The organism is Tardiphaga sp. (assembly GCF_044336785.1).
GTDB lineage: Bacteria > Pseudomonadota > Alphaproteobacteria > Rhizobiales > Xanthobacteraceae > Tardiphaga.
Genome location: NZ_JBIIOT010000036.1, coordinates 1 through 17,237, shown reverse-complemented (window position 1 = coordinate 17,237; position 17,237 = coordinate 1). Strand labels below are relative to the sequence as shown.

Sequence of the window (17,237 nt, the reverse complement as noted above, 5' to 3'; positions counted from 1 at the left end):
GGCGTTACTTCACGAGAGGCTTGGTGGCGAGTCCGACCTGCGACAGACCAATGCGGCCGAGCAGATCGAGGACATCCATGACGCTTTGGTATTGGGTCTGCGCGTCACCGCGCAGAACCACGGGGAATTCCGGCGTCAGCGCTTTCTGCTGGATCAGACGCTGCTCCAGTTCGGGCAGCGTCACCGGAATGGTGTCGAGGAAGATCTTGCCCTCGTTGGACACCGTGATCGCCTTGGTGGTCGGCGTCGCGAGGCTCGGAGCAGCAGATGCCTTGGGCAGATTGACCTTCTGCCCCTGCACCGTCGCCGTCGTCATCACGATGAAGATGATGAGCAGCACGTAAGCGAGATCGAGCATCGGCGTGATGTTGATATCGTCATACGGCTTGTTCTTGGCCTGAAGCTGCATCGTTCTTACTCAGCAGCCTGGCGGTGATCGACGATCGGCTCGTTCGCGTAGAACTCGGCCATCTTGGTCACAAATTCATCGATGAACACCTGCATGTCGGAGGTCAGTTCGCCGATGCGCGCCACCAGATAGTTGTAGGCGAACAGCGCGGGGATCGCGACGAACAGGCCGGCGATGGTGGCGACGAGCGCCGCCGCGATGCCCGGTGCGATCGCGTTGACATTGACATCGCCGCTTTCTGCGATGGCCGCAAAGGTGATCATGACGCCGACCACGGTACCGAGCAGGCCGAGGAACGGGCCGCCCGAGATCGAGATCGTCAGCACCACCATCATCTTGTTGAGGCGCTGCGTCTCCTTGACGAACATGCTGTCGAGCGCTGCACGGATCGCAGAGATCGAGGCACCGTTAAGGCGGATCAGATCGCTATTGGCGAAGCGGTTGCTGATCTGCTCCGCGCCGACGTGGTAGATGCGGTACAGCGACGATGCACGGACCATCTGTGCTTCCTCATCGCCGAGCTTGCTGCCGAGGACGGCCGCATTTTCGTCGGCTTCGCCACGATCGAGCGCAGTCAGATTATCGGCGAGCTTGCGGAAGCTCTTCATGAAGCGATCGTTGGCGTTGGCCTGGCGCTTCATGTAGCTGACGCGGTCCCAGGTCACGATCCAGCTCAGGACAGCCATGATCATCAGCAAGCCGATCACGATCCAGCCGTCGATGGTGACGGCCTTCAGGATGATGGCGAAGTGGCCCGTCATCCAGCTTGCGGTCTCTTCATCGCCGCTGAATGACAGCAGCTTGGCGGGGTCGGTCCCCTGCTCGATCGACGCGAATTTGATGAAGCCCGGCGAACGCGCGATCTTCGAGATCTGCAATTCGTCGATGTCGCCGACGAAGCCAGCCATCGCTGCAGCGACAGGTGCTGCTGCTGGTGCTGGTGCTTCTACAGCAGGCGTCGAGCCATTGGCCGCTGTTGCTGCGGGATCCGCCGCGGGGACCGCCGGCGCCGCGGCCGGCAGCGGGGCATCGCCGCCGAGCCGCGCAGTACCCGTCAGGGCCGGGAGGGACGCATTGAGCACTGCGTAGGAGGCACCGTCGAGATAGACGGTGACCGTACCGCTGGCGGCAACGACCGCCAGATGGTGCCAGCTATTGGCTGCGATCGGAGCGCCGGCGCCGGTGCGCTGGGTGCCGGCCGCGTTGCTCACTTCGACGAAGGGAACGCCATTGTCGAGACCGACCACCACACCGTTGCCGCCGTCACGTCGGCTATAGAGAACCGAATTCGGCTGAACTGCAGCCGGCTTGAACCAGGTCGAGAGCGTGAAGGGCGCACCATCGGCCATGCCGAGCGACGGCGAGGCCGGCAGTGTTACGATATTGCGGCCGTCCAGACGCAGGCCGGTGCCGATCAGCGAACCGTCAGCGGGCTGGCCAACGCTCTGCGCGTTATTGGCCCAGACCGACGAGTCGATTGCCGGCGTGCCGCGCTCGTTGAAGTGATAGACGAGCGCGGTGTCCGCATCATAGGTGCCCTTGGCGTCGTTGGTCGCCGCGGCTTTCTTGTTGCCGTAATAGATCCAGAAATCCGACTTCGCACCCGGCCCCACATTCGGCACCGAAACCCAGACCAGAGCCTCACCGAGCAGTGAGTCCCATTTCTCGATGTGGTGCTTCAGCGGCGTCTTGTCGTCGGTCGCCACGAAACGCAGATCGCTGCCGTCATCCTTGGCGAGGCTGAAGCGGAAATTGCCGGAATGCAGGCGCACCAGCACCGGAACGCTGCCGATCGGGTCATTGATGCTGGCGCCGGTGGCGCTGGTATCAAGATTGATCTTCTTGCGCAGTTGCCATTCGTCGTTCCACCACGCATTCGCTGTGGACGGGAACAGCACCATCGCCGCGGCAAAGCCGAGCGCGAGGCCCGCAGCCGCATTCCTCATTTGCTGGCGCAGGCTAGAGACGCCCTTGGTCATGTGACCGCTCCCCATCGTCATCAGAATTCACCCCAGATACGGAAATTCACGCGCCCAGTATTGGCATGCGTGTAAGCTTGGCTGATCATCGGCACCGAATAGGCGATCACGCCATTGACGCCTTCGAAGACCTTGAAGCGGGTGCCTGCGCCGTAGCTCCAGACATCGAAGTTCGTTTGCTGCTCGGGCAGCGGCCGCTGCACGCGAACATGACCGGCATCGGCGAAGCCGAAGAAGCGCCATTCGTTGAAGGTGGTGAAGCGCGGCGTGCCCTGCCCGGTCTCGTCCTTCATCTCCTTCTGCAGCATCGAGCCGACATCGGGAGAGCGGATTTCGACATTACCGACGACGCCGTCATCGCCGAGCACTTCGGATTCGAGATAGCCGCGGACCGTATCCATGCCGCCGATGCTGAACTGTTCGCTCGACACCTGCGGGCCGTCAGAGACCTGCGCCGCGACCTTGGTCCAGAACTGGAAGCCTTCCGGCAGCTCGTGCGTATGGGCGAGATCGACATTCAGATGCGTGAAGCTGCCCGATGCCCAGGCGCGCTTGTTGTCGAAGGCACGCCAGTCGTCGCCCGCCGGCCGCATGGCGGCGGTGATCGAGGCGTTGAGCTGCGTCAGCGACTTCTCGCCCTGGAACGTGGCGCCATAGCTGGCAACGGCAGGGAAATAGGTGATCGGCGTGCCAAAGCCGTTGCCGCTCAGATCGCGCATGGTCTGATCGAAATGTTTGTAGTCCATGCCTGCCGACAGGGTATGGAAGAAGTTTTCGCGGGCCGGCAGCGTCATAACGGCGCGCGCGCCGATGATCTCGCCGGGACCGACGACATTCATGCCGCCGACGGTCGCGACATCGCTGCTCGACTTCACGCCGTAGACCAGCGCGGTCAACCAGTCGATATTCTCGAAACGCGCGAGATACGAACCCGAGAACACCTCGGCATCGTTCGGATTCTCCGGCGCCACCTGATAGGTGAAGCTGAAGGAATGACCGAGCTGCCACAGATTGTCGTAACGCGCAGTGCCGATCAGACGCGAGCCCGTTGTATTCGGTGAACGACGGTTGTTGAGTTCGAGGCTGCCATGGAACGGCGCCTTGTCTTCGACATTCAAATCGACATCGACGGTGCCCGGCGTCACGCCCGCGCGCAGAGCCGGCGTCACGCGACGATCCGGCCACTGGTTGAGGCCGACGATGTCCTTCGTCACCGCATTGAAGTCCGGCACAGTGCCTGGCTTCAATGACGGCGCCCTGTCCTTTACCTTGTCGAGATCGAAGTAGCGCGAATTCTTCACGCGCAACTGGCCGACCTTCATTTCGGTGACCTTGAGGATCACGCGGCCGGTGAGCGCGTTCTGCTGCGGGACCGCAACGCTGACGGTCTGAAACCCCTTATCGTGATAGGCTTTTTCAAGCGCTGCACGCGCCTTCTCGACGTCATCCGCCGTGCGATTGGGGCCAAGGAATGGATAGATCGCCTCCTCGACATCGATCTGCGGCAGCTTATCGGCGCCCTGCACGGCGAAGTCGTCGATATCGAAGCGTTGCAGCGGCGCAGCCGGCGGAGCATCGGTTGCCGGCTTGTTGCTGGCAGCCTTCGCATCCGAAGACTTTGTATCAGAAGATTTGGCACCAGAAGATTTGGCTTCCGCCTGCTGGCTCGGCGCCGCAAAGGCCGACTGGGAAGCACCCATGAGAGCGCCGATGCTTGCAAGCATCAGGACTGCCGGCGCCGAAGATTGCAAAAACCGCCACTTCGGCAGTGTCGCGCCGACATCGTCTCGAAGATAAAGAAGCATGCACCAAGCCCATCAGAGGGCACACCGAGAGCGAGCCGCGTGCTCGCAATCAGGTCCCTACGTCTTGAAGACGTTTGGGCAACCATCAACCCGCAGAAGAAAAATTAAGAAAATCGTGTCGACCGAATCGCACGGTTGTCGAGCTGGCGACAACGCAAAGAGCACGTCGCACCGCGCCCCATGAGGAGCGCCGTTGCCGAATGATATCAATGCGAAAAATCAGCTGAGCAGAACGACGCCGCCGGGCAGCGCCCGCACCTTCACCGCATAGAGCTGGCGAACTTGCGCGACAAAATCGTCGAGCTTGTCAGTATGAAAGGTGCCGTTGACCAGGCGCTGGCCGAGATCGGAATTGGTCACCATGATCTTGCCGGGACGATAGCGATTGATCTCGCTGACCACGGTGGCAAGTGGCTTGTCCTTGAAGATCAAGAGCTTTTCCCGCCACGCCGAAAGAATGGCGGAATCGGCGATAGGCGCCGGCAAACCGAGCGGCTCCGACGCCGAATAGGCGATCTGCTGCCCGCTCCTCAGTTCGACGCTCCGCCCGCCCCGCGTTACGGTGATCGAACCCTGCAGACAGGTCGCGAGCACAACACCGTCGATACAGCGAATATTCACTTCGCCCGCGGAGGACGTGATGTGGCCATCGGCGGCAATCACCACCAGCGGCTCCGACAGCGACCGCTGCGACGTGATCGCAGCTTCGCCAGATATCAGCTCGATACGCGGACTGATGCCGTCGCCGCGCACTGCCACGCTGGTCAGTGTATTGAGCTTCAACGACACATTGTCGGCCAATGCCACATCGAGCTGCTCGCCCTTCGCCGTGCGATAGTCCGCCGACATTTCCGCCAGCGACGGCCACATTTCCAGCGGCGGCTTCACCACCATATAGGCAGCAACGGATGCGGCCAGCGCCCCGCCGATCAAGGCGCGCCGCGTAACAGCGGTCCGCGGAACAAACGAACGAACCTTGCGGCGCTCAAGCTCTGCCCCCATCGTGCCGAGATCGCGATACAGGCGCGCCGCCTGCCGAAATGCGGCCTCATGTGCCGGGTGCATCGCGCGCCAGCGCTGCAACTGTTCGGCGTCGTCCGTGGTCGCCCGCCCCGAGCGCAACAATGCAACCCAGTCGATCGCCCGATCGAGCAAACCACTATCGTCGCCCGCCTCAGTCACCAGGCCGACCCGCGAACGTCCATCGACGCAGTAGCCGATCCGGGACGGATGATAAAAGACCGTATCTGGAAAATGATGCGGATCATCGATGTCGCGGCGCTTCTGATCTGATGAATTGAAATGGCTGACAGTACTTTCTCAAGTACTAGACGGCTGCGACCATGCTATCCCGCAGCCGAATCGTCGCTTAATGACACAGATTTCCGCGGCCCGATAGTTTCAGGCCAGTTACAGCAACAACCGATAGCAAAAATTGGTCGAGATTTGCGCCGGCAATAGCAGTGGCGGGCCTTAACGCGGACGCGGCCCACCGGTCCGTCGGATCAAGGTCCGGTCGAGCCGCTGTGCGCAGTGTTTCAACGCATTACGCAGATCAATTTCGACCGTCCTGATGCTCACGCCCAGTTCGGCCGCAATTTCATGGTCGGGCAGCTTATTCACCACGGCGGCGGTGAAGACGTGACGCGCACGCACTGGCAGCTCAGCCAATGCTCGATCGAGCGCTTCGATATCCTGCCGCCCCTCCATGATGGCTGCCGCATCCGGCGCATCATCGGGAATATCGAGCAAGGTATCAATGGCATCGAGGCTGAGATGGCGCTGATCCGCGCGGCGGCGGTCGGTCGCGACATTCAGCGCGATACGGAACAAGTAGTCTTTCGGGCGGCTAATGGCGGGGGCGCTCGACATACGCTCCACACGCAAGAACGTCTCCTGCAGGGCGTCCCCTGCCAGTTCGGACGAGCCGAGCTTGCGCGTCAAGCGCCTGAAAAGGCCGCTATAATCGGCCGCCAAGACGTCCCGCAAGGTTGTACGATTTACCCCAGTCAACGGTTACGTCCTCGCGCATCAACCGGCTACTACCTCAGCAGGCAGCATGTTACCGTTCGCTCATGACAAATTGATTACGAAATTGCCACAGCCTCTGCGGGACAGCGCGGATTTATTCAACGTGCGTCGAATGCCACAGGTAGCAAGACGGTGATGACGTCGGGCATGTCGGCAGGGATACGTGGCAGCGGTTGTGCTCGCCGGATCGTTTCCATCGCCTCCTGATCGAGCAGCGCGCGGCCCGAACTCGATTTCACATCCAGCCGAACCAATGTGCCGTCGCGGCGCATGGCAAACAGCACGAGAACCGTCCCGCTGGCGCCGGGATCGCGCTGATAGCGCTCGATATGCGTCAGCAATTGCTGCTGAAAGCGCGATGCTGCTCCCGCCGATACGGCCTGACGCTGCCCGCCGCCCGTCGGTCTCTGCACAGGGGCAGCAGCCGGTTGAGGCCGTATCAGCGGCTGTGGAGGAGCGATCTCCTGCTCCACCGGTGCAACGCTTTGCTCCGAAATCTTCGCCTCGGTTTGGAAATCAACAATCGGCGGATTGGGTTGCACTGACGCCTGTTTAAACTCCGTCGCAGGCGCCGGGCTTGCAATCAGTTCAACCTGAATGGTCGAACTTCGCTGCCGCGCGGTCGGACCAATCGGCATCTGATGCAGCCAATAGACGCCTGCAACCACCAGAACCGGGACGAGCACAGCGCTGGCGGCAAACCAGCGCCACGTGCCGGACGAGGAATCCCCATACAGATCAAGATCCGATCCTGTATCGTCGGCTCCGTCCCAGGACCTCGATGAGCGCCTGCCCGTCATTGCTAGCGCACCGTGATCATGACCATGACCGGCTGCGGCGCATTGGCCGGCGGCGCCTGGCTCACCTGCATGCCATCCAGTACGCGAGCGATCGTTTCATCGCGCTCCTGGTCGCCGGATGACCGGAACAACTCGGTTTTGCGCACGGTCCGCGGATTATCGATCCACAGCTTGATGCCAGCGCTGTAAGCGCCATTGCGCGTTTTTGCTTCCTTCCGCAACGCGTGCTGGATGTCCGACTGAATGACGCCGCTATAGGCACGTAACAGCGAAGGATCGCTGCTTGGCCGCTGCCTGCGGACAACAAGGGTGTCGAGTGTCAAATCCGCCTGCCCTGCAAACACGGCGTCTGGCGGCGCATCGGGATCGGCCGAGGCAGGCACCAGCGTAATGGAATTGGAGCGCGTGTAGCGGATCACCAGATCCGTATTACCCAGTAGCGCACGCAATGCAGCGTCGCGCGTATACTCGCCTTCGACCGGCACGGAAAAACGGTTCCCGGCAGCGCCGCTTTCATAGAGCAATTGCACGCCGGTAACCTTGCTATAGGTCTGCAGCGCGGCAGCGAGCGGCTGGCTCGGAATCCGAAATTGGATCGGCGCATAGTGCCCGGCATCGTCGCTTGCCGAGATTGCTGAAACCATGACCAAGCACATGATCGGCATCAGCATGGCTATCGCCGCTCGTGAACGCAAACCACGCATCATGGTCACGCGTCTCGAGAAGAATACGGTAGCAAGTGCCTGGTCACACCGTTGGCTGTTACACATCGGCCGAACTGATATTCACGTTACCTGACCTGCCGTCGCTGTGCCGTATGATCCGGGATCGCCCGATCTCGTCGCCAGCGCTCATCATTGATTCTATGGCGAGCCGGGCGACTAGTCCATCGGATCGATGACAATACGATGACAGGCGGTACTGCCCTCCTCACTCCTCGGTTAATCGCTCGCGGCACGAGCGCACTCCGACGGCCATGGCGCCGGAGCCATGGTTGCACCGCTGGTCGATGCCTGCAGTGAAGCAGCCAATATCGATGAGTCTCGAAAACGGTCATTCGAGCGAAAAACAAGCGGGCGATATCAAAAGAATGGATATTCGCGGTTTTGTTTGTTCGGGCTCGCCGACATAGAGCAACCCGGCACGTGCCTCTGATTGTTCATGGCGGCTCAGCAATGACCGAGCCGCCAATTTGAATCAGTTCTTTACTTCATCCACCTTCGTCGCGGTCTTTACGCCGCCGCTTTCGGTGTAGGAGATGGTGACCTTCTCGCCGGCATGCAGCGATTCCGGAATCCCGTCCCGCAGCTTGAATTTCTCGGTGGCGGCAGCGGCGCTCGACCCGACCGTCCCCCCTTCATCGCGTTTGACCACGATTTCGCCCGTGGTCCGATCAACCACTGTCACAAGACCGCTGAACGTCTGATCGGCCCGTGCGATGCCCGTGCCCGCAATTGTCATGGCCATGGCACCGGCCAGCATGATGTGTCGAAATCGCATGAAAATCTCCCGGTTTTCAGGAACATCCGGAGTTAAGTCATGGCCGGATCGATCGTTCCGCGTGCGTGGGGCGCGACGACGTGACACGGCGCTTGAGCGATCTGCCGCGTTCAATGTCCGGCCGATGAATCAGGCCGCAACAGCGAAAAACGGACACGAATCCGCTCATGACGGGTTGTCGGCTTTACTGTGCCCTGTCCGGCTGACCGAGGTCGTCGATATCGGTGCCAATCCCATCGATGGCGATCCGCCCTATAAGCGCATGATGCTGGACAAACTCTGCCGCGTCACCGGCTTCGATCCGCATCCGGTCGCCATCGCAGAGCTCGCCAAACGCAAAAGCGCGCAGGAGACCTATCTGCCTTTTGCTGTCGGGGATGGTGAGACGCATACGCTCAATCTCTGCCGCGGCATCGGCTTTGCGAGCCTGTTACGGCCTGACGCCAAGACACTGACGCATTTTCCGAATTTCACCGAACTCGGGCGCGTCATCGAACGGATTCCACAACAGACACGGCGGCTCGACGATATCGCCGAGATCACGGCCATCGATCTCCTGAAAATTGACATCCAGGGCGGCGAGCTTTCTGTATTTCGCCATGGCCGCGACAAACTCGCGAAGGCCGTTGCCATCCAGACTGAAGTCTCCTTCGTAGCCCTGTACGAAAACCAGCCTGTATTCGGCGACATCGATCTGGAACTGCGGGGGCTCGGCTTCGTGCCGCACGCGTTCACGGCGATCAACAAGAAGATGATCGCGCCGATGCTTGGCCCCGATCCGGCTGCGGCGATCAACCAGCTCGTCGAGGCCGACGTCGTCTATGTCCGCAACTTCATCGATGCGGAGACGATGGATAGCGAGCAGCTCAAGCATCTCGCGCTGATCGCACACCATTGCTACGGCTCGTTCGACCTCGCGCTCAACTGCGTCCACCACCTGGTCTCCCGCGGTGCGATTTCGCCGGACGGCAAAAACCGCTATGTCGGCCAGCTCCAGAGCCAGCGATCGAAAGTGGCATCTCCGAGGCTTTAAACGCCCGCCGATACGACGTATCATGGCACGCGCAGCTGCTCGCGCGCTGCGTCTGCCTACCGCCCTTTTCCCTGACAGTCCGCGGATTCATCCATGCTTTCTCGGCGCCGTCTTCTTTTGACTGTCGGTCTGAGTGTCGCCTGCCCGGCGGTGCTGCGGGCTGCGCCGTTGAAACTGCGTCTCGCCCATGGATTACCGGCGACGCACCCCGTGCACCCCGCCATGCAGCATTTTGCCGATCTTGCCCGCGAGCGATCGCAGGGCGAACTTGATATTGCGCTGTTCGCCGATGGCCAGCTCGGCCAGGAAAGCGACCTGATCTCGCAGGTGCAGGCCGGCAAGCTCGATTTCCTGAAAGTCAGCGCCAGCCTGCTGGAGCGCTTCCATCCCGCATACAAGGTGCTGAACCTTCCCTTCACCTTGCGTGATCGCGCGCATTGGCTGCGGGTGACAAATACGGATGTCGGCCGCGATATTCTCGCAACGACCACGCCGGCGGGTCTTGTCGGCCTCACTTACTACGATGCGGGGGCACGCAGTTTCTACGGCCGCAAGCCGATCAATCATCCCGACGATCTCAAGGGCATGAAGATCCGCATCCAGCCGTCGGAAACCATGACGAAGCTTTTGCAGCTATTTGGCGCGGAAGCCGTCGAGCTGGCCTGGAGCAATGTCTATGTGGCGCTGAAGTCCGGTGTCGTCGATGGCGCCGAGAACAGCGTGGTCGCACTCATCGTCGGCCGGCATGGCGAAGTAGCCACGCACTATTCATTCGATGAACACACCATGATCCCGGACGTGCTGCTCGTCGGTGCCGAACGCATGAAGGCGTTCACGCCGCGCCAGCGCGACATCCTGCAGGAGGCAGCAACCGCCTCCTATCATCACATGAACAAGCTATGGGAGGCCTTCGAGGCGAAGGCGCGGGCTGACGTTCAGCAGATGGGCGTGACCTTTGTCCACCCCGCCAAAGCGCCCTTCATCGCGAAGGCCGCGCCCCTCGCCGACATCTATGCCGGCGAGGAATCGTCGCGCGTCTTGCTGCGCCGGATCGCGCAGGCCTGACGCCTTACTTCACGCCGAGCAGTTCGACCTCGAAGACCAGCGTGGCATTCGGCGGGATCACGCCGCCAGCGCCGCGGGCGCCATAGCCGAGATCCGGCGGAATGATCAGCGTGCGCTTGCCGCCAACCTTCATGGTGGCCACGCCTTCGTCCCAGCCCTTGATCACGCGGCCGGCACCGATCGGGAATTCGAACGGCTCGTTGCGATCGACCGAGGAGTCGAATTTCTTGGTCTTCTGGCCGTTTTCATAGAGCCAGCCGGTATAGTGCATGACGCAGGTCTGGCCGGTTTTCGGCGACGCGCCGGTGCCGACCTGGGTATCTTCGATCTTGAGGCCTGAAGCTGTGGTCATGGTTTTTCCTGCGGCTGGTGCCGATTTCGTTTGAGCATCGGCGGGAGATTGCGACACATCGGAGATGACAGAAGTCATGATCGCGCCGAGAGCAATGGCCGAGACGGCGATAGCGCGGGGAAGGCTTCTCATAGTGTGTCCTGCGTACTGGTTTGCGGGAACGCAGCTATGCCCCGTTAGCGTGCCCAGACGCAAGGGCGGGATCAGTGGCGCTGGCTTGCGTTGCGCGCCAATTGTCCCTTGAAATTCTCCAGCAGGCGGTCAGCCAAGGCTTCAGGATCATGTCGCGGGTTGTCTCGCTGCGTATCATCGTGAAAACCGGTGGACGGCTTGAACGAAAAGCTGCGAAGAACGCGGTCGATAGCTGCCTGCATGACATCACTCCCAGTAGCTATGGAAACCCGTCCCGGCGGGCAAGGTTCCGGTCAGTCGCGCGGGATGCGGTTGAGGTTCAGTGTCGCACCGCGGCACGCTGCCCAGTGGCTCTCCGGGCGAATACCGGCGCGATAACGCCGCTTCGTTGTGGCAAATTGCGGACAGCGGCGCGGCAAGCCTGTGAAACCACCAGTCTGCTCTATGTCTGGCTGTGTCGGGCGGCGATTTGGGCGTTTATCCCACAGTACCGTCACGCAATGCAGATTTTCGCAATTTGTTGATGCATAGCGCCGCTTCGCGCTGTAAACCGCTGCTGTGTTTCGGCCCGTCCGGCAACAGCCCGACCTGCGGCGGATACCCACCCAAACAACCTCTAAAGAGAAAGTGACAAGGCCTCGTTCATGAGCGGATTCAAATCACCCAGCTTCGCTGACCGTCAGAAGGCTGCCCAGGACGCGCGCAAGAACATTCTGGCCAAGTTCAAGGCAGCGCCAAGCGCGGATGATCCTGCCGTGCAGGCCCGCATCGCCGAACGCGCCGCCCAGGCCGCTGCCCGCGAAGAGAAGAAGGCCGCCCGCGAAGCTGAAAAGCTGGCTGAAAAAGCCCGTGCAGCCGAAGAAGCCGCCGCCGAAGCTGCCCGGATCGCCCGCGAGCAGGAAGAGGCCGAAGCCGCCCGTATCGCCGCGGAAGCCGAGCAGAAGGCTGCCCGCGATGCGCGATATGCAGCTCGCAAGGCTCGCAAGAAGTAATATTTTACCTCAATAAAATGGGCCGGCGCTTGGCGCTGGCCCATTCTCGTTCACCGTTGCTACGATCGCGCTTTTGCGTTCAGGGCCGATGCCACGCGGCTTACCGGCGGGCGGCCGATCACCTGGCTGATGTGATTGGTGGCGGCGAGGAGCTTGTTCATATCGACGCCTGTGGTGATCCCCATGCCCTCGAGCATGTAGACCACGTCTTCAGTCCCGACATTGCCCGTGGCACCGGGCGCATAGGGGCAGCCGCCCAGGCCACCTGCAGCACTGTCGATGACACGGCACCCCTCTTCCAGGCCGGCATAGATATTGGCCAGCGCCTGGCCGTAGGTATCGTGGAAATGCATCGCCAGTTGAGCCATCGGGACGGTGCCCGACACCGCACGAAGCAACTCGCGCGCTTTGGTCGGCGTGCCGACACCGATGGTGTCGCCCAGCGACACCTCGTAGCAGCCGAGGTCAAAAAGCGTTTTCGCCACGTCCACGACAGCCTTCGGCGCGACCTCGCCGTCATAGGGACAGCCGAGCACACAGGAGATGTAACCGCGCACGCGGATGCCATCGGCCTTGGCGCGCTCGATCACCGGCTTGAAGCGCTCGATGGATTCCGCGACCGAGCAATTGATATTGGCGCGCGAAAAGCCTTCGGAAGCCGAGGCAAACACAGCGATCACCTTCGCGCCAACCGCCTTCGCGCCGTCATAGCCCTTCTCATTGGGCACCAAGACATGGAATTCGCCGGGCAGATCGCTGACGCCGCGAAACACCTCGTCCGAGCCCTGCATCTTGGGAACTGCCTTGGGCGACACAAAGGAGCCGACCTCGATCGTATGTAGACCGGCTGCGAACAAACCCCTGGAAAACGCGATGCGATCCGCGACGCTGACCTGTGCCTTTTCGTTCTGCAGGCCGTCACGCGGGCCGACTTCGATGATCCGAACCTGATCGCTCATGGCATTCCAATCTTCTGCATATTCCGGAGATCAGGCGCTCGGCTCGATCTCTGCGAGTTCGGCACCTTCGCCGACGACATCGCCAACATTGCATTTAATCTGCTTCAACACGCCCGCAAAGGGCGCCCGCAAGGTCTGCTCCATCTTCATGACTTCCAGCGTCAGGATGGCAGCGCCTTTTTCAAGCGTCGCGCCCTCTTCCGCCAGCAAGGCCACAACCGTGCCGGGCAGCGGCGCGACGATCTTATCCTCGCCGGTTGTTTCTTCGTCATCACCGCCGAATGAATCGACCCAATGCAGATCGAAGCGCCCGTTGCGGGTGCGCACATAAAGCTCGTGGCCTTTGATGAGGCCGGTGATACGCGAGCGGACGCCATCGAGCGTGAGATCGACGACGCCCTCGCCGATCGACGTTAATTCAAACGGAAGCTCGCGATCGCCGACCGCGATGGACGATGCCCCGCCGCCATAGCGCAGTGTCACCGGCCATTCCTCCTGGCCGCGCCTGAACTTGAACAGGCGATTGCGTCGGCCGACCGGCATCCAGCCAGCCGTCTGCCATGGCGACCGCGCCTCGTTCCGCTCTACGGCCTGCTCGCTCGCGATGATCGCGGCAACGGCCGCCGACAGTTCGAGATCGCTGACACTGCCATCGCTTGTCGTTAGCGCGTTCAGCTCCCGTTCGATGAAACCAGTATTGATCTCATTGGCGCGGACGTCCGGATGCGTCACCAGTTTCGACAGGAAGGCCGTGTTGGTGACGATGCCGCGGATATCCGTCTCGTCGAGCGCACGGCCAAGTGCATCGATGGCCGTGGCACGCGTCGGCGCCCAGGTGATGATCTTGGCCAGCATGGCGTCGTAATTCGGCGACACCATATCGCCAGCACGATAGCCGGCGTCGATGCGCAAACCGCCGATGTCTGATGCCATCCGCCAGGCGGTGATGCGCCCGACCGACGGCATGAAATTCTTGTCGGGATTTTCGGCATAGACGCGCGCCTCGATGGCGTGGCCGTTCAGCTTGATCTGGTCCTGGGTCAGCGGCAGTGCTTCGCCAAAGGCAACGCGGAGCTGCCATTCGACCAGATCGACACCCGTGATCAGTTCGGTCACGGGATGTTCGACCTGCAGGCGCGTATTCATCTCGATGAAGAAGACGTCCTTGCCGTCGGAAACGAATTCGATCGTGCCGGCGCCGACATAGCTTACAGCACTTGCGGCCTTGCGTGCGGCGGCGCAGACGGCTTCGCGCTGCGTTTCGTTCAATGTCGGCGACGGCGCTTCCTCGATCACCTTCTGGTGTCGGCGCTGTAGGGTGCATTCGCGCTCGAACAAAGAGAGCAGATTGCCATGGCTGTCGCCGATCACCTGCACTTCGATGTGGCGGGGATTGTCGACATATTTTTCGATCAGCATGCGGTCGTCGCCGAACGCGGCCTTGGCTTCGCGCTTGGCACTGACGATGGCGGGTGCAAGTTCGTCGGCCGCGCGCACAACGCGCATGCCGCGGCCGCCGCCGCCGGCCGATGCTTTCACGAGAACCGGAAAGCCGATCTTGTTGGCGGCAGTGGACAGCGTGGCGTCATCCTGCGCATCGCCGTGATAGCCGGGCACCAGCGGCACGCCGGCCTTCTCCATCAGCGCCTTGGAGCCGGATTTCGAGCCCATGGCAGTGATCATGTCTGCGGTCGGGCCGACAAAGATCAACCCGGCATCGGCGCAGGCTTGCGCGAATTCCGCGCTTTCAGAGAGGAAGCCGTAACCGGGGTGGATCGCTTCCGCGCCGCTGGTTTTCGCAGCCGCCAGAATACGTCCGATATTGAGATAGCTGTCAGCCGCGCGCGACGGGCCGATCAGAACCGCCTCGTCAGCCTCGGCAACATGCAGCGCATGGGCATCGGCTTCGGAATAGACGGCGACAGTGCGCAGGCCCATGGCCCGCGCCGTGCGGATCACACGGCAGGCGATCTCGCCGCGATTGGCGATCAGGAGCGTGCGGAAACGGCGATAGATGGCTTTGGTCATCGCTTTCGCCTCACATCCGGAACAGGCCAAAACGCGTCGGCTCGACCGGCGCGTTGGCGGAGGCAGACAGGCCGAGGCCGAGCACGAGACGCGTATCGGCGGGATCGATCACGCCGTCGTCCCACAGCCGCGCCGTCGCATGATATGGGCTGCCCTGCGTCTCGAACTGGTCGCGGGTTGGCTTGCGGAACGCCTCTTCTTCCTCGGTGGACCAGGTCCCGCCCTTGGCCTCGATATTGTCGCGGCGAAGCTGACTCAGCACCATCGCCGCCTGCTCGCCACCCATTACCGAGATGCGGGCATTGGGCCACATCCACAGGAAGCGCGGTGAATAGGCGCGGCCACACATGCCGTAATTGCCGGCGCCATAGGACCCGCCGACCACGACGGTGAATTTCGGCACATTGGCGGTGGCGACAGCAGTCACCAGCTTGGCGCCATCGCGCGCGATGCCACCGGCCTCGTATTTCTTGCCGACCATGAATCCGGTGATGTTCTGCAGGAATACGAGCGGAATGTTGCGCTGGCAGCAAAGCTCGATGAAATGCGCACCCTTGAGCGAGCTCTCGCTGAACAGGATGCCGTTATTCGCGATGATACCAACCGGGAATCCCCAGATATGCGCGAAGCCGGTGATCAGCGTAGTGCCATAGAGCTTCTTGAACTCGTCGAATTCCGAACCATCGACGATGCGCGCAATGATGTCGTGCATGTCGAATGGCTTGCGCTGATCTGCAGGGATCACGCCGTAAAGTTCGTCGGCCGCATAGAGCGGATCGCGAACCGGCTGCAGATTCCAGGCTGCGCGCTGCGTCGGCTTAAACGTCGCCGCGATTTTTCGCGCAAGGCCGATGGCATGGGCGTCATTCTGCGCATAGTGATCGGTGACGCCGGACTGGCGCGAATGCACATCGGCGCCGCCAAGTTCTTCGGCTGATACGACCTCGCCCGTTGCCGCCTTCACCAGCGGCGGGCCACCAAGGAAGATCGTGCCCTGATTGCGCACGATGATGCTCTCGTCGGACATCGCCGGCACATAGGCGCCGCCGGCGGTGCATGAGCCCATCACCACGGCGATCTGCGGAATGCCCTGCGCGGACATCTGCGCCTGATTGTAGAAGATGCGGCCGAAATGGCGTTCGTCGGGAAACAGGTCGTCCTGCAGCGGCAGGAAGGCACCGCCGGAATCCACCATATAGATGCAGGGAAGATTGTTCTGCCGCGCGATGTCCTGCGCGCGCAGATGCTTCTTTACCGTCATCGGATAATAGGTGCCGCCCTTGATGGTCGCATCATTGGCGATGATCATGCATTCGCGGCCGGATACTCGGCCGATGCCGGTGATGATGCTGGCCGAATGCACGTCGCCGCCATAAAGGCCGTTGGCAGCAAGCGGCGACAGTTCGAGAAAAGCGGTGCCGGGATCGATCAGCAGATCGACGCGCTCGCGGGCCAGCATCTTGCCGCGTGCAGTGTGCTTGGCGCGGGCGGCCTCGCCGCCGCCGCCGGCTACGGCCCCGAGCTTGTCTTTCAGCTCGGCGACCTGCGCCTGCATCTTTTCGATGTTTTGTTTAAACTCAGCCGAATTGGTATCGAGCGTTGAGCGAAGGGCCATCGGCTCCCGTTTCCTGCAAATCCGTTTCTTGTTTTGCCCGGCCCTCTGGACGGGGCACGGGATCGTCTCATTGCGCGGCAGACCCGCGCAACCCTAACTTTGGACGCGATAGCCGGGGATCGCCGGGCCGGTCAGTGCGACCATGGCTCCTGGCGGCCGAAGGCGAAATTGTCGGAATAGGCGACCTTGCGCTCGATGCGGCCCTTGGGCTCGATCACCTGATAGGCGATGCCCTCGCGCTCGCAATAGGCGACCGCGTCTTCCTTGGTGTCGAAATGCAGCGACAGCTGCTGCTTCATGTCGGAGGAGGAGGTCCAGCCCATCAGGGGCTCGATCACCCGCGCCTGCTCCGGCTCGTAATCGAGCTGCCAATCACGGGTCTTGGCCATGCCGGACTGCATGGCATTTTTGGCGGCCTTGAAGATACGTGCGGTCATGGGATCGGCGGGCCTTCTAAGTTTCGCTTCGAAGATGCGACACTGCGACAATTTGGTGAAAACGGCGGGGCTGGTATATCCAGTTTCCACGAAGATCTAC

17 protein-coding genes are annotated in these 17,237 nt (G+C 61.5%); 3 read left to right on the top strand and 14 right to left on the bottom strand.

Annotated elements, in window-relative coordinates; translation table 11 throughout:
- Positions 1-4: 4 nt before the first annotated feature.
- From ACIQ2A_RS12575 to ACIQ2A_RS12540, 8 genes are all read right to left on the bottom strand, one after another.
- Positions 5-409: an ExbD/TolR family protein gene (locus ACIQ2A_RS12575; RefSeq protein ID WP_398479509.1), complete on the bottom strand. Its 405-nt coding sequence runs from the start codon at positions 407-409 to the stop codon at positions 5-7.
- Positions 410-414: 5 nt separating this feature from the next.
- Positions 415-2,388: a DUF2341 domain-containing protein gene (locus ACIQ2A_RS12570; protein WP_398479507.1), complete on the bottom strand. Its 1,974-nt coding sequence runs from the start codon at positions 2,386-2,388 to the stop codon at positions 415-417.
- A gap of 20 nt (positions 2,389-2,408) precedes the next feature.
- Positions 2,409-4,088: a ShlB/FhaC/HecB family hemolysin secretion/activation protein gene (locus ACIQ2A_RS12565; RefSeq protein ID WP_398479505.1), complete on the bottom strand. Its 1,680-nt coding sequence runs from the start codon at positions 4,086-4,088 to the stop codon at positions 2,409-2,411.
- Between the two features lie 324 nt (positions 4,089-4,412).
- A complete protein-coding gene (locus ACIQ2A_RS12560) occupies positions 4,413-5,375 on the bottom strand; it encodes a FecR family protein (RefSeq protein WP_398479503.1) in 963 nt (320 codons plus the stop codon).
- A gap of 291 nt (positions 5,376-5,666) precedes the next feature.
- Complete coding sequence (locus ACIQ2A_RS12555; RefSeq protein ID WP_398479501.1) at positions 5,667-6,170, bottom strand: RNA polymerase sigma factor; 504 nt, start codon at positions 6,168-6,170, stop codon at positions 5,667-5,669.
- Between the two features lie 152 nt (positions 6,171-6,322).
- Entirely contained in the window at positions 6,323-7,024 is a 702-nt protein-coding gene (locus tag ACIQ2A_RS12550) for an energy transducer TonB (protein ID WP_398479499.1), read from the bottom strand.
- A 2-nt stretch (positions 7,025-7,026) separates the two neighbouring features.
- Complete coding sequence (locus tag ACIQ2A_RS12545; protein ID WP_398479497.1) at positions 7,027-7,695, bottom strand: STN domain-containing protein; 669 nt, start codon at positions 7,693-7,695, stop codon at positions 7,027-7,029.
- A 526-nt stretch (positions 7,696-8,221) separates the two neighbouring features.
- Positions 8,222-8,506, bottom strand: coding sequence for a hypothetical protein (locus tag ACIQ2A_RS12540; RefSeq protein ID WP_398479495.1), 285 nt, complete (start codon positions 8,504-8,506; stop codon positions 8,222-8,224).
- Positions 8,507-8,699: 193 nt separating this feature from the next.
- On the opposite strand from ACIQ2A_RS12540, the gene ACIQ2A_RS12535 reads away from it, so the two are divergent.
- Together ACIQ2A_RS12535 and ACIQ2A_RS12530 are read left to right on the top strand one after the other, a co-directional pair.
- Entirely contained in the window at positions 8,700-9,557 is an 858-nt protein-coding gene (locus ACIQ2A_RS12535; protein WP_398479493.1) for an FkbM family methyltransferase, read from the top strand.
- A 93-nt stretch (positions 9,558-9,650) separates the two neighbouring features.
- The gene (locus ACIQ2A_RS12530; protein WP_398479491.1) at positions 9,651-10,622 is read left to right on the top strand and encodes a TRAP transporter substrate-binding protein; all 972 of its coding nucleotides are present in this window, start codon (positions 9,651-9,653) and stop codon (positions 10,620-10,622) included.
- Positions 10,623-10,626: 4 nt separating this feature from the next.
- On the opposite strand, the gene ACIQ2A_RS12525 is transcribed toward ACIQ2A_RS12530, so the two are convergent.
- Both ACIQ2A_RS12525 and ACIQ2A_RS12520 read right to left on the bottom strand, forming a co-directional pair.
- Entirely contained in the window at positions 10,627-11,052 is a 426-nt protein-coding gene (locus ACIQ2A_RS12525) for an FKBP-type peptidyl-prolyl cis-trans isomerase (protein ID WP_398479550.1), read from the bottom strand.
- 125 nt (positions 11,053-11,177) lie between these two features.
- On the bottom strand, positions 11,178-11,348 hold the full coding sequence (locus ACIQ2A_RS12520) for a hypothetical protein (RefSeq protein ID WP_398479489.1): 171 nt from the start codon (positions 11,346-11,348) through the stop codon (positions 11,178-11,180).
- 402 nt (positions 11,349-11,750) lie between these two features.
- Here ACIQ2A_RS12520 and ACIQ2A_RS12515 point away from each other — a divergent pair, with 402 nt between their 5' ends.
- Positions 11,751-12,098 carry a DUF6481 family protein gene (locus ACIQ2A_RS12515; protein WP_398479487.1) on the top strand — a complete coding sequence of 116 codons (348 nt, stop codon included), beginning with the start codon at positions 11,751-11,753 and terminating at the stop codon, positions 12,096-12,098.
- Between the two features lie 59 nt (positions 12,099-12,157).
- Here ACIQ2A_RS12515 and ACIQ2A_RS12510 read toward each other — a convergent pair whose 3' ends face one another.
- The 4 genes from ACIQ2A_RS12510 to ACIQ2A_RS12495 form a co-directional block, all read right to left on the bottom strand.
- Positions 12,158-13,057, bottom strand: coding sequence for a hydroxymethylglutaryl-CoA lyase (locus ACIQ2A_RS12510; protein WP_398479485.1), 900 nt, complete (start codon positions 13,055-13,057; stop codon positions 12,158-12,160).
- A 30-nt stretch (positions 13,058-13,087) separates the two neighbouring features.
- Positions 13,088-15,085 carry an acetyl/propionyl/methylcrotonyl-CoA carboxylase subunit alpha gene (locus ACIQ2A_RS12505; RefSeq protein WP_398479483.1) on the bottom strand — a complete coding sequence of 666 codons (1,998 nt, stop codon included), beginning with the start codon at positions 15,083-15,085 and terminating at the stop codon, positions 13,088-13,090.
- A 10-nt stretch (positions 15,086-15,095) separates the two neighbouring features.
- Entirely contained in the window at positions 15,096-16,700 is a 1,605-nt protein-coding gene (locus ACIQ2A_RS12500; RefSeq protein WP_398479481.1) for a carboxyl transferase domain-containing protein, read from the bottom strand.
- Positions 16,701-16,831: 131 nt separating this feature from the next.
- The gene (locus ACIQ2A_RS12495) at positions 16,832-17,137 is read right to left on the bottom strand and encodes an ETC complex I subunit (RefSeq protein ID WP_398479479.1); all 306 of its coding nucleotides are present in this window, start codon (positions 17,135-17,137) and stop codon (positions 16,832-16,834) included.
- Positions 17,138-17,237: the final 100 nt, after the last annotated feature.